The organism is Niallia alba (assembly GCF_012933555.1).
In the GTDB taxonomy this organism is placed as follows: domain Bacteria; phylum Bacillota; class Bacilli; order Bacillales; family Cytobacillaceae; genus Niallia; species Niallia alba.
This window is the reverse complement of sequence record NZ_JABBPK010000001.1, coordinates 3,241,509-3,254,761: the sequence shown is the minus strand read 5'-3', so window position 1 is coordinate 3,254,761 and position 13,253 is coordinate 3,241,509. Positions and strand designations below refer to the sequence as shown.

Sequence of the window (13,253 nt, the reverse complement as noted above, 5' to 3'; positions counted from 1 at the left end):
AATAATCGATGTTTCTCTTTCTTTTTCTTTAAAATTTACTTTATTTCGTCATTTGACAAATTGGCAGATATACAAAGGAGATACAATATATGGGTATGTGTTTTGTATTGGATACTATATATTGATTTTATGTGTTTGTTGTGATAGTTTAAGGGTATTACTAAAAATGCTAGATATCTAATGATAGATTTATATACGAAGTTTATTTTCATCAACTATTAGTATCAGCTCTACTTTTATATAAATGAAGGGGTTGTGTGTATGTCAGTAATGTTAAGTCAAAGTTTGCAGGTAGATATTGAAAAGCTGAATAAGGATATCGCGTTATTTCCGGAGGTTCATTCGATTACTCCAGATATGAAACTAACTCATAAAGGCGTTTCTCGACTTGTCATGCTTGACCGTTATACGTATAAAGATACAGAGAAAATTACGTTATCTGCTGGCGATTTCGTTGTTTTAACAATTAAAGAAGATCCTAAGTTTCCAGCAAGGGGATTAGGATTTATTCAAGAAATTGATCATATTTTAAATACAGCAAAAGTATTAGTGGAAGAGGATTATCGTGGAGTTCTAGAAGGAGAAGAGGCACAAACTGGGGTAATCGTTCGTTCATTAGATATTATTGAAAAACCGTTAGAAATATATTACGAGCAAATTGCAAAGCGAAATGCTACTGGACTTGCATCAGTAGAAAAAACGGAAGAAAAAAGACAAGAATGGTTCCAAAAGTTTTACAGTGAACTTGTTAACTTAAACTTCATTCCAGCAGGACGTGTATTATATGGTGCAGGAGCAGGTACAGACGTTACTTACTTTAACTGCTATGTAATGCCGTTTGTCCAGGATTCAAGAGAAGGTATTTCCGAGCACCGTAAACAGGTTATGGAAATCATGAGTCGTGGTGGCGGAGTTGGAACAAATGGATCGACTTTAAGACCTCGCAACACATTAGCAAAAGGCGTTAATGGTAAATCATCTGGTTCTGTTTCTTGGTTGGATGATATTGCGAAGCTAACGCATTTAGTAGAACAAGGCGGAAGCCGTCGTGGTGCTCAAATGATTATGCTAACTGACTGGCATCCGGACATTATTGAGTTCATTATTTCGAAAATGCAAAACCCCCGAATTTTACGTTTCTTGATTGAAAATACACAAGATGAAACGATTAAAAAGCATGCACAAGATAAATTGAAATTTACTCCGTTTACAGAACAAGAGCGTTCTATGTATCAAGGGATTCTAAATTATAAAAATATTCCCGGTCAAGGTGGTTTTAACGAGGGGATTTTCCGTGATGCAGAAGAAAAGCTATCAAGTGGCGGTACTTATACTGTTCATCAATCTGAATTTTTAACAGGGGCAAACATTTCTGTCTGCTTAACAAATGAATTTATGGAAGCAGTGGAAAAAGACGAAGATTATGAATTACGTTTCCCTGATGTAGAAAGTTATGATAAAGAACAAATGCAGCATTACAACGAAGAATGGCATAAAGTTGGCGATGTAAGAGAATGGCTGGCAGCAGGAAATAAAGTCCGTGTTTATCGCAAAATTAAAGCAAAAGAATTATGGAACTTAATTAATATTTGTGCAACATATTCTGCGGAACCAGGAATTTTCTTTATTGATAATGGTGCGACACGTTCTCTTATAAGTGCGGCTTAAACGCATGAAATAGAGGGTTTAACAAACGAAAGTTATGTTAAATACAACTGATAATTCCGATAGTGGGAATGAAAGCCGTCACGTTGAGCTGAAACCACTATGATGAGACTCCTACATGCATGGAATCATGATAGTGATGAAGTGTATGAAGCTAGGTAAAGTCGTCTGAATTTGACCTAAAACGCACTTAGAGTCATGGTCGAAGATAGGGCGGTCAGCCGAAAAAGATGAATATGGTGAGAATGTCAGATTAGCAACCTGACTGACGAACTTGCGAATGAAAGGGTCTAGAATGAAATCCGCTTGAAAAGGTGGAAGGTTAACCAGTTTAACCGAGATTGTCGTGGAGTAAGCCCGTTGTCATGAAACACGATATAGTGAACAGAGACACTATGTAATCTCAGGCTCAGAGCAAGCACCTAAGTTCAATCATATGGCTGGGAATTATTGGAACGTGGTAAGCAAGGAACACTCATTCAAGGACTATCATCCGAGTAGTTGATATAAGGATTTTTAATCTGAAATTCATTTATCCTTGTGAAAGTAGGGTCACAGTACCGAAGAAGCTTATGAAAATAAGTGGAGGGATAGACCCAAGTCTAATCCAATAAATTAAACCAAACAAAACAAGTGAATTCGATGGTCGGGTAAGAATGCAGGGAATCACTAAGAAAGTCAGGTGATCTGCAACGAATACGAGCCTAAGACACAACGAGTATTATGGTATGCAAGAGGTTTTTGATGAATTATTTACCAAGAGTGAGGAAGGACATCTTTTCAAAAATCTATTTAACCTAATCATAGATGAAAGAAACATCCTACTAGCTTACAGAAACATAAAAGCCAATAAAGGTTCTAAAACTGCCGGATCAGATAAGTATGTGATTGACAACTATAAAGTGATGAATAAACAAGAATTCATCACTCTCATTCGAACTTCGCTCAAAGATTACAAACCTAAAGCAGTCCGCAGAGTAATGATTCCAAAGGGAATGGATAATACCCAATTTAGACCTTTAGGAATACCAACAATGTTGGATAGGCTAATTCAACAGATGTTTAAACAAATTCTTGAACCTATCTGTGAAGCTAAATTTTATAATCACAGTTATGGTTTCAGACCATTACGAAGCACAAAACATGCTTTATCTAGGGTGAATTTCTTAGTTAATATCTCACAATTACATTATGTAGTAGATATCGACATAAAGGGATTCTTTGACAATGTAAATCATAGGGTTCTCATGAAGCAAATGTGGAATTTGGGTATTCATGATCGAGGGGTTTTAGCAATCATAAGCAAAATGCTTAAAGCCCCGATAAAAGGTATTGGAATTCCAAACAAAGGTACTCCACAAGGAGGAATACTCTCACCTTTACTCTCTAACATTGTTCTTCATGACCTAGATATGTGGGTAAGTAATCAATGGGAAACTTTTGAAACGAAGCATGAGTATTCTCAGAATGTAAAGAAGTACTTAATGTTGAAACGAAACTCGAATATGAAGATTGGCTTTATAGTTCGATACGCAGATGATTTCAAAATTATGACGAATAATCATGAGAATGCAGTCAAATGGTTTCATGCAGTGACAGGATACTTGAAGGATAGATTGAAATTAGATATCTCACCTGAGAAATCTAAAATTACAAATCTCAAAAAGAAGTCCTCGGATTTCTTGGGATTTAAAATTAAGGCTGTTAGGAAGAAACAAAAACATCTTGTTAGGGTAAATATGATTGATAAGAAGAAAGCTGATGTCATTAGGAAAATGAAGGAACTAATTCTTAGAATAAGGAAGGAAACGACCATTAATAACATAAGGCTCTTTAATGCTTATGTAATGGGGATACAAAATTACTTTAAATACGGGAGTATGGTTCCAACAGATTTCAAAGACATAGCACACAAGGTTCATCCTTATGCTAGGAGTAAACTACATCAAGTTGGAGGGAAATATGCACATCCAACAGATGCTAGTAAAGTTTATAATCAGTATTACTCTAACAGTCTCAAAACATGGAAAGTATTAGATGTTTATCTCTTTCCTATAAATGGGATAACAAGTTTTACTGAATCTAGACAATTTAATCCTAAGCTTTCGGTCTATACTGAAGAAGGTAGAAAATTAATTCACAAAAAACTTCAACCAGTTGTTGAATATAACATAAGATTACTAATGCAATCCAAAATACAAGACCAATCAATTGAATATCAAGACAATAGACTTTCCCGTTACTCAATGAAGAATGGATGTTGTGAAATACTTGGTATCTTTCTTGAAGCACATGAAGTTCACTGTCATCATGTAAAGCCTAGAAGTTTAGGTGGAACCGATAAGTATGATAACCTCAAAATTATCCATGAAGACATGCATAGACTAATTCATGCGACCGAGAAGGAAACGATTGATAAGTACCTTGTTAAATGGAAACTCAATCAGAATTCGAAACTGATTGAGAAGATAAATGCATTACGTAAGAAATGTAAGAACGAGCCAATCGTGATTTAATAGCAATGAAAAAAACTTGCACAATACTCGATAAATAATTTTTAAGCTTGTAACTTGTTAAAATTTGGTTTAGTAGGATTAGATGGAACGCCGTATGAGGGGAAACTCTCACGTACGGTGTGAAGTGGGGGAAAAGGTGGAGAATAGCTTCAAAGCCTTACCTATCACTATCGAATGAAATGACAAATGCAACTAGCTATGGTCAAAAAGTTGTGGCGACAAACCCATGTGGAGAGCAGCCATTAGCACCATTTAGCGTATGTAATTTAGCTGCTGTTAATCTTGCAGAAATGGCAGATAAGGAAAAGAAAACAGTTAACTTTGAAAAACTAAAGAAAACAGTAGAAGTTGGCATAAGAATGCAAGATAACGTAATCGATGCGACACCTTATTTCCTGGAAGAAAATAAGAAACAAGCTCTTGGGGAACGTCGTGTAGGTCTTGGGGTAATGGGACTTCATGATTTACTAATTTACTGTGAAACAGAATACGGCAGTGAAGAAGGCAATGTTTTAGTAGACAAAGTGTTTGAAACGATTGCTACTACTGCTTATAGAGCATCGATTGAGTTAGCAAAAGAGAAAGGTAGCTTCCCATTCTTGAAGGCTGAGACAAGAGAAGATGAAGCGAAACTACGTAACGCCTTTATCCATACGGGCTACATGAGAAAAATGCCTGAAGACATTAGAGAGGATATTCTTCAATATGGTATCCGCAATTCTCATTTATTAACAGTCGCTCCAACAGGAAGTACAGGAACGATGGTTGGTGTATCAACTGGTCTTGAACCATATTTTTCCTTCTCTTATTTCAGAAGTGGAAGACTAGGAAAATTCATCGAAGTGAAAGCAGATATTGTGCAAGAATATTTAGATGCACACCCAGAAGCAGATCCAAATAATCTTCCAAAGTGGTTCGTTGCTGCAATGGATTTAGCTCCAGAAGCACATGCTGATGTTCAATGTATCATTCAAAGATGGATTGATAGTTCGATTAGTAAAACGGTAAATGCACCAAAAGGATACAGTGTAGAACAAGTTCAAAAAGTATATGAAAGATTATATCGTGGTGGAGCTAAAGGCGGTACCGTTTATGTAGATGGCTCACGCGATAGTCAAGTATTAACCTTAAAAGCGGAAGAAAACACATTTGAAGAAGCTCAACCACAAAAACGTGAAGAACCACATGTAGTTCTTGTAGATACTATCAATGAATTGAAATCAACGAATGTAACGATTGGATCAGAAATTGGTGATACATGTCCTGTATGTCGCAAAGGTGTTGTCGAAGAAATCGGTGGCTGTAACACTTGTACGAATTGTAACACGCAATTAAAGTGTGGTTTGTGATTCGTTAATAGAGACAGAAGTGTTGCTTTAAAATCAAGTTTTATGGAAAAAATCCTCTTTGGTTCCTTTACTAAAGAGGATTTTTTGTATTTCTGGAAAATGGAAAGGTGTTTGCAAGAATGTTTAAATGCAAACGTTCATCATCAATAGAAAAAAAGCTGGAGAAAGGTATTGGACTGTATTTACCGATTGACTTTTTCTACAAGTCTCTTTAGAATAAATGTTGTACTTTTAAAATATAAGGAGGATTATTAAAAATGATACCTAGACTATGGACCCTAACTTTGAACCAGTAATTGAATACGGTCAAAGACTCTGTTTGTATACACAGAGTAAACGGGATAAGTCTGTCCTTTTTAATAATCTTCTTTTAATTATATTTATCTTCTTTGAAGAAAGGGATTATTCTGCTTTTCTTCATTTTTGTGTAATTTTCTTCGCTAAGAGAGAAGCTTATATGGTGACATTTACCTTCGTGCTTCTACTTTAATTAAGATGGGCAATTCCCTTTACTCTAAATCACAGACATGGTGTCTGTGATTTTTTGTTTTATCTAAATGTAGATGGAGGGGTTTCAAATGTGTATGTTACTTTTTTATTGATACGAGCTTAGTTCAGAAGCTCGTATCGATCCTTGCTATCGATACGAAATGATAAAATTTCGGGAGGTAGCAAATATGGAAAAAATCTGTTTTGAATTAGAAAATGTTGAATTAGCCTATTTAGATAAGGAAATCTTAAAGATCAACCGTTTAGCTATTCACCAATTTGACCGAATCGGGATTGTTGGTAAGAACGGTGTAGGAAAAAGTACACTATTGAAATTATTGGCAGGTAAGATACAACCCACAAAAGGGAGAGTGTCTCGTCATGTTGAATATGGATATTTTGAGCAGCTTGAAGCACCGACATCTCTTGGAGCCGATCCGGTATTACTTGGAAAATTAGATATCCCAAAAGATTCGGTTCAATTAAGTGGTGGAGAGCAGACAAGGATGAAGCTTGCTCAGTTGTTTACCAATTATTACGAAGGATTGCTAATTGATGAGCCGACCACACATTTGGATCAAGAGGGTATTTCCTTTTTTTTAGAGGAACTTCGTTATTATTATGGAGCGCTAGTATTAATTAGTCATGATCGTAGAGTGCTAGACGAATTAGTAACGACAATCTGGGAAATTCATGAAGGCAAGGTCCAGGTTTATTCAGGAAATTATAGTGAATACGTGGTCCAAAAGCAGTTAGAACGTGAGCAACAACAGCAAGCTCATGAACAATTCATAAAAGAAAAGAGCAGGCTTGAAAAAGCAGCACAAGAAAAAATGAAAAAAGCACAAAAGGTTGCTCAAGCAGGGCGGATGTCTAAAAGGGAAGCGAGTGCCTTACCGAACAAGTCGTTTATGACAAAGTCCAAAGGTACGAGTGCAAAAGCGATGCAGCGTGCAGCTAAAGCTATTGAGAATCGAATGGAAAAACTTCAAGAAGTCGAAGCTGTAAGTGAAAATAGACCAATTGTTTTCCGTCAAACGAAAGCTACAGAATTGCATAACAAGTTCCCGATTATGGCTGACGGCTTTACACTTCAAGTTGAGAATAAAGTATTAGTAAAAGATGTTAGCTTTCAGCTACCGCTTGGGAAAAAAATTGCGATTACAGGCAAAAATGGCAGTGGAAAAAGTACATTGCTAGATCATATTGCGAATAAAGGTAATGACCTGATAATTTCTCCAAAAGCAAAAATAGGATATTTCAAGCAAATGAGTTATCAATTCACTAATAATGAAACAGTTCTGCATTTCGTAAAAAATCGTTCAGGATATGATGAAACATTTTTACGAAGTGTTTTGCACTTAATGCAGTTTGTTGGTACAGATTTACAAAAAAGTGTAAAGTCACTAAGTGGTGGCGAAGCTATTCGCCTTCAACTTTGTCTGCTATTCTTAGGAGAATATAATATTTTATTGTTAGATGAACCAACTAATTTCTTAGATATCTATGCCATTGAAGCATTAGAAACCTTTATTACGGGATATGAAGGCACCATACTTTTTGTTTCACATGATCAACAATTTATAAAAAATGTAGCAGACTTGCAATTGAATATTCATAAGAAAAAATTGATACAAAAATGAGTGGGAAAATTAGCCGTTAGAATTCGGCGGTTTTTTATTCCGCTCTTAACGGACAGACCCGACCGAAAGTTGCGGAAAATCGATAAAGCTCCCGTAAAAGTCGAGTCCGTGCAACTAAACATCAGTGGGGGATGAAGGAAAATCCCCACTGATGGAAGTTTCACTTTATTTTTTTGGTGAAATATGGGTTAACGAGGTGATTTTAACCTTATTATATAGCTACGATATTTATAAAAAAGATGAGGAGAAACACCTTTTGGATTTGATTATTGCAAACGGGCTCTATTCTTGAAAATAAAAAGAAAATAATAGAAAATAAATTACAGGCTCTAAAATATCCATGTTAGTTAAGATACTGTTGATAAGGCATACTACCAAAACAACGGATTTTTTGAAGTGCTTAGCTATTAGGTTTAATGAAAATACCCGCACATAACTTGATAATGGAGTGGAATAAATGAAACAAATTTCAATTTTAATTGCTGATGATGAGGAGGAGATAGCTGATCTAGTCGCAATTCATCTAGAAAAGGAAGGATATAATGTCATTAAAGTACATGATGGCCAAGAAGTTATACATGTTACCCAGGCTCAATCAATTGATTTGCTGATTTTGGATATTATGATGCCGAAAATGGATGGATATGAAGTAACCCGTCAGATTCGAGAACAATATAATATGCCTATTATTTTTTTGAGTGCAAGAACCTCTGATTTCGATAAGGTACATGGACTAGTGATTGGGGCAGATGATTATATGACTAAACCATTTACGCCAATCGAATTGGTTGCACGTGTGAATGCGCAATTGCGGCGCTTTATGAAGTTGAATCAACCCAAAGTAGCGGATAAGAAAACTATTTTGGAATTTGGTGAAATAGTGATCTCTCCTGATCAACGTACAGTTTTGCTATATGGTGAAACAGTCGAGCTAACGCCAAAAGAGTTTGACATTCTGTATTTATTAGCTAGTCATCCAAAGAAAGTTTATAGTGTAGAAAATATTTTTCAGATAGTGTGGGGGGATGCATACTTTGAAGGGGCTAATACGGTAATGGTACATATTCGCACCCTAAGGAAAAAACTTGGAGAAGATAAGCGGAAAAACAAGCTAATCAAAACCGTTTGGGGAGTGGGGTATACATTCAATGGCTAAATTTATACGCAGTTTTCGCGCTAAAATAATCGTATTATTTGGTCTAAGTATGCTTCTCGGTGGTATAATAACTTACTTATTCTTTAAAGGACTACAGCTTTATTATCATGCAACTGTTCGTCGAGGTGACCCGTTAGCTGAACTTCGTCAATTCATAGGCAGTATCGGAGACTTTAACTTCTTTTTTATACTATTTATCTCCCTTTCGTTCGTGTTTTTCTTTTTACTTACTAAGCCCTATTCTACCTATTTTAATGAATTATCAAATGGAATTACTTATCTTGCTCGTGGCAACTTTAAACATCGAGTTTATATCCATTCAAATGATGAATTTGGAGATATTGCCCAAGCAATTAATCTGGCAAGTGAAAAATTAGAAGAAGCCATACAAAGAGGCGATTTTTCAGAAAACAGTAAGGAGCAATTAGTTGTAAATTTAGCCCATGATTTGCGGACTCCACTAACTTCTGTTTTAGGTTATTTAGATTTAATCCTTAAAGATGAGAAGTTGACTAAAGAACAAGTCAGGCATTTTTTAACGATTGCCTTTACTAAATCGCAGCGGTTAGAAAGACTGATTGATGAATTATTTGAAATAACTAGAATGAACTATGGCATGTTACCAGTTGAAAAAAGGCAAATTAATTTAAGTGACCTACTTCTCCAATTAAAAGAAGAATTGTATCCTGTTTTTGAGAAAAATGATTTGATCGCTCGAATGAATATTTTACCCCATTTACCTATTTTGGGTGACGGGGAGATGTTAGCTCGTGTGTTTGAAAATCTTTTAACCAATGCCAATCGTTATGGATACGATGGTCAGTTTGTAGATATAAACGGCTTTGTTGATGGAGAAGAAGTGGTTGTTCAAGTTGTAAATTATGGAGATAGTATTCCAGCGGATGAACTTCCATATCTTTTTGATATGTTTTATACCGGTGATAAAGCACGTACTCACCAGGAAGATAGCACAGGTCTTGGTTTATTCATTGCAAAGAATATTGTGGAGCAACATAATGGAACGATTACAGCTGAAAGTAGTTTAATACGGACTGTATTTGAAGTTCGTTTACCGCAAGAAAGTGTTCCAATTGACCAAGTTTAAATCTTTCATAAAGGATTTAAGAAAAATTTAAATTTTACCCTACTCTTTATTTAAAAAGTTTTTCCTATTCTAGAAGAGAATAGGAGGAACGTGAAATGAAGAAGTGGGGTTTTTTATTGTTGTTAGTAATATGTCTGAGTTTTGTATTTGTCAATAAAGAATGGTCTATTCAAAATAAAGTTGAAGTTGAAGGAAATGAAAAAAATAACATTGATCCTATAGATAATAGCGAGACTTCTGAAGGTTTCCAAACGATAGCGATTACGAAAGAACAAATCTTTCAAGGAAATTTACTTTTGGTTAATAGTGAAAATCCGGTTCACCAAGAGAGTATAAAATCAGATGTTGTAAATTTATTTATGCATAGAGAATTGACAACTGGTTACGGGTTGCTTGATAACGAAATTAAATTGTCAAAGGATGTTGCCCGTAAATTTTCGGTAATGATAGCTGCTGCTGAAAAAGAGGGGGTTCGCCATTTCTTAATTAATAGTGGCTTTCGAGACTTCGATGAGCAAAATGTGCTTTATCAAGAAATGGGCTCTGACTATGCTTTGCCTGCAGGCTATAGCGAACACAATTTAGGTTTATCACTTGATGTGGGATCAACTCTAACGAAGATGGAGGTAGCACCTGAAGGTCAGTGGTTAGAAGATAATGCTTGGAAATATGGCTTTATTTTACGCTATCCAAAGGATAAAACAGAAGTTACTGGAATTCAATATGAACCTTGGCATATTCGCTATGTTGGATTGCCGCATAGTGCGATTATGGAGGAAAAGAATTTTGCTTTGGAAGAATATTTGGATTACTTAAAAGAAGAAAAAAAACTTTCTACGAGTGTAAACGGAGAAAAATATGAGATCTTTTATTATCCTGTTAAAAAAAATACTGATGTTCTTGTGCCGGACAATCTTCGTTATGAGATATCAGGCAACAACGTGGATGGTGTAATTGTCACAGTACTTCCTGAATCAACAAATACTAACTTAAAAAGGGAAAGGATGGCAAAATGAGTAAATCGAAAATAATGCATAGAATTATCGTACTAGCACTTTTTATCTTTTATATATGCGAATTATTTAAAATCATTCTATTTAAGTTCCGTTGGAGAGATACGACCTTCCTCATGTCTCAACTTCAGAGGAATCTTGGGAACCCTGATAATCTCGTGTACCAATTGCAAAGAGGCAATTTCATCCCATTAAAAACAGTATCTATTAATATTCAGAGTCTATCGGGCTGGCATGATTTAAGTAATTTTGTTGGAAATATTGCAGCGTTCATCCCTTTTGGAATATTTCTTGTATTATTGTCTAAAAAAAGGGGGATATCATTCAGAGGTGTATTAGGCCAATCCTTTATTTTAAGTTTATCCTTGGAATGTCTACAGGTCGTTTTTTCACTCGGAATTTTTGATGTAGATGATCTACTATTAAATACCTCTGGGGGATTAATTGGCTTTGGTGCGATCAAGCTTTATCGTAAATTTACAGTTAATACATCAGGCGTTGAACAAGATGGAGATATGGTTGAAAAACAGAAGATTTAGAATATCGAGAAAGAAGAACTGTACCGTTATTTAGCAAAATGGGAAGGGGATGCGGTGAATTAGGTAATAGTGTTAAATCAGCTAACAGAAGCTCCAAAGTAATTCCCAAAGTGGCATTATTGATGAAGTTTTCGCCTGGAAAAATTATCGATTTTTAAATGACTACTAAACAATACTTTACAAAGAAAGATCCAATTTGATCAAATCGAATAAAAAAGGTACGGAAGAAGGCTGTGCAAACTAATCTGCACAGCCTTCTATATATTGAAAATGTTAGTATCTATTTTCTGAAAGTTGGTCTCAATAATAACCGTAAGGCGGGATGCCATACCCATATCCGTATGGTGGATAACCATATCCTCCATATAATGCTGGACCAAGTAAAGCACCAGTAGCAAATCCACCAAGTAGACCTAAACCAAGTCCTAAGCCAGCACCGCCAAATCCAAAACCTGGTCTTCCAAAACCAAACCCCGGTCTGCCGATTCCAAAGCCCGGACGTATTCTTCTCACATCATTTGCATAAATGAAATGATTCTGCATAAAATCTCCTCCTCTTTTTCTAACTAACTTCTAGCACTATCACCATTTCAAACATTATCTTTAGTTTGTGAACAAACAAAGTGCGTGCACTTTCATCTTTCGGGATAGTGTATGTGTCTATTTCCTTTTTTGCTTGATATAAACGCCTATCTCTACTTACAACAATCTTTCTATTGTGTTTTCTACTGAATGAACGGAAATGTGTGAACATTTAACTTGTCTGTTGTACTATTTTCCCCTTCGAAATACTAAATTTGAGTATAGAGATGGAGAATTCCTTACATTTGTCTTCAATTGTCTTAGTTGGTTGTTAAAAGGAGGGAAAAGTATGTATATTGATGGAGTCTTTTCCGGTGGAGGAATTAAGGGGTTAGCATTAGTAGGGGCATATGAAGTCGTAGAGCAGCGAGGTTTTCATTTTGCTAGACTGGCAGGAACGAGCGCTGGATCCATTGTTGCAGCTTTAATTGCCGCAGGATATAAGAGTAAAGAAATAGCTAATTTATTGGAGGAACTGGATTTAAGCACTTTTTTAGATGAAAGAAAATTGCTCATTCCCTTTCCACTCGCGAAATGGTTTTTTCTATATTGGAAGTTGGGATTATATAAAGGAGAGGAATTAGAAAAGTGGATAGCAGATAAATTAGCCGCAAAAGGATTAAGAACATTTGCAGATATACCTCCGCAATCATTACGTTTCATTGCGTCAGATATTACAAATGGAGTATTAATGATTCTGCCAGATGACTTGCTTAAATACGGAATCAACCCTCAAACCTTTTCCATTGCAAAGGCGGTTAGAATGAGCTGTAGTCTTCCTTATTTTTTTGAACCTGTAGTAATTGGGAGTAAGTCAAATAAAAATGTGATTGTGGATGGAGGTGTGCTCAGTAATTTCCCGATGTGGCTATTCGATCAAGAGAACGTTCTGAAAACAAGGCCCGTTTTAGGAATTAAATTAAGCCATAATATCAAAGAGCATCCAAAACATAAAATTCATAATGCAATCGATTTATTTGCAGCGATGTTTGAAACGATGAAAGATGCTCATGATTCTAGATATATTTCCCGAAAACATGAAAAAAATATTATCTTTGTACCAACAGAAGGAGTAGTGGCGACAGAATTTTCCTTAACGAAAGAAAATCAAGAAAAGCTTATTCAATTAGGAAGAGATTGTGCGATAAAGTTTTTTAAAACATGGACTTATTGATAAAGTGAAACTAACCATCTAG

At 35.6% G+C, this 13,253-nt stretch carries 8 protein-coding genes and 2 pseudogenes; 9 read left to right on the top strand and 1 reads right to left on the bottom strand.

The window, feature by feature from the left end; genetic code table 11:
• Positions 1 to 261: 261 nt before the first annotated feature.
• From HHU08_RS15680 to HHU08_RS15645, 8 genes and pseudogenes are all read left to right on the top strand, one after another.
• Positions 262 to 1,635, top strand: a pseudogene (locus HHU08_RS15680) (vitamin B12-dependent ribonucleotide reductase); the annotation flags it as partial.
• Positions 1,636 to 2,393: 758 nt separating this feature from the next.
• On the top strand, positions 2,394 to 4,181 hold the full coding sequence (gene ltrA / locus HHU08_RS15675; protein WP_169188333.1) for a group II intron reverse transcriptase/maturase: 1,788 nt from the start codon (positions 2,394 to 2,396) through the stop codon (positions 4,179 to 4,181).
• 101 nt (positions 4,182 to 4,282) lie between these two features.
• Positions 4,283 to 5,530 (top strand): annotated as a pseudogene (locus HHU08_RS15670) (vitamin B12-dependent ribonucleotide reductase); the annotation flags it as partial.
• Between the two features lie 677 nt (positions 5,531 to 6,207).
• Entirely contained in the window at positions 6,208 to 7,662 is a 1,455-nt protein-coding gene (locus HHU08_RS15665; RefSeq protein WP_169188822.1) for an Msr family ABC-F type ribosomal protection protein, read from the top strand.
• Positions 7,663 to 8,119: 457 nt separating this feature from the next.
• Positions 8,120 to 8,818, top strand: a complete 699-nt coding sequence (vanR, locus tag HHU08_RS15660) for a vancomycin resistance response regulator transcription factor, VanR-F/VanR-M family (RefSeq protein ID WP_016204904.1) — start codon at positions 8,120 to 8,122, stop codon at positions 8,816 to 8,818.
• Positions 8,811 to 9,923, top strand: a complete 1,113-nt coding sequence (locus tag HHU08_RS15655) for a HAMP domain-containing sensor histidine kinase (protein WP_169188821.1) — start codon at positions 8,811 to 8,813, stop codon at positions 9,921 to 9,923. The genes vanR and HHU08_RS15655 overlap by 8 nt, the downstream gene beginning before the upstream one ends.
• Positions 9,924 to 10,018: 95 nt before the next feature.
• Positions 10,019 to 10,939, top strand: coding sequence for a VanY-A/VanY-F/VanY-M family D-Ala-D-Ala carboxypeptidase (vanY, locus tag HHU08_RS15650; RefSeq protein ID WP_016204905.1), 921 nt, complete (start codon positions 10,019 to 10,021; stop codon positions 10,937 to 10,939).
• Positions 10,936 to 11,475, top strand: coding sequence for a VanZ family protein (locus tag HHU08_RS15645; RefSeq protein WP_016204906.1), 540 nt, complete (start codon positions 10,936 to 10,938; stop codon positions 11,473 to 11,475). The genes vanY and HHU08_RS15645 overlap by 4 nt, the downstream gene beginning before the upstream one ends.
• A 300-nt stretch (positions 11,476 to 11,775) precedes the next feature.
• On the opposite strand, the gene HHU08_RS15640 is transcribed toward HHU08_RS15645, so the two are convergent.
• On the bottom strand, positions 11,776 to 12,018 hold the full coding sequence (locus HHU08_RS15640) for a hypothetical protein (protein ID WP_016204907.1): 243 nt from the start codon (positions 12,016 to 12,018) through the stop codon (positions 11,776 to 11,778).
• A 328-nt stretch (positions 12,019 to 12,346) separates the two neighbouring features.
• On the opposite strand from HHU08_RS15640, the gene HHU08_RS15635 reads away from it, so the two are divergent.
• Positions 12,347 to 13,231: a patatin-like phospholipase family protein gene (locus HHU08_RS15635; RefSeq protein WP_169188820.1), complete on the top strand. Its 885-nt coding sequence runs from the start codon at positions 12,347 to 12,349 to the stop codon at positions 13,229 to 13,231.
• Positions 13,232 to 13,253 lie beyond the last annotated feature (22 nt).

What these genes read in the sequence shown, in the direction of transcription:
- HHU08_RS15655 (WP_169188821.1), top strand. Translation starts at nt 8,811, where the DNA reads ATGGCTAAATTTATACGCAGTTTTCGCGCTAAAATAATCGTATTATTT.
- HHU08_RS15665 (WP_169188822.1), top strand. Translation starts at nt 6,208, where the DNA reads ATGGAAAAAATCTGTTTTGAATTAGAAAATGTTGAATTAGCCTATTTA.
- vanY (WP_016204905.1), top strand. Translation starts at nt 10,019, where the DNA reads ATGAAGAAGTGGGGTTTTTTATTGTTGTTAGTAATATGTCTGAGTTTT.
- HHU08_RS15640 (WP_016204907.1), bottom strand. Translation starts at nt 12,018, where the DNA reads ATGCAGAATCATTTCATTTATGCAAATGATGTGAGAAGAATACGTCCG.
- ltrA (WP_169188333.1), top strand. Translation starts at nt 2,394, where the DNA reads ATGCAAGAGGTTTTTGATGAATTATTTACCAAGAGTGAGGAAGGACAT.
- vanR (WP_016204904.1), top strand. Translation starts at nt 8,120, where the DNA reads ATGAAACAAATTTCAATTTTAATTGCTGATGATGAGGAGGAGATAGCT.
- HHU08_RS15635 (WP_169188820.1), top strand. Translation starts at nt 12,347, where the DNA reads ATGTATATTGATGGAGTCTTTTCCGGTGGAGGAATTAAGGGGTTAGCA.
- HHU08_RS15645 (WP_016204906.1), top strand. Translation starts at nt 10,936, where the DNA reads ATGAGTAAATCGAAAATAATGCATAGAATTATCGTACTAGCACTTTTT.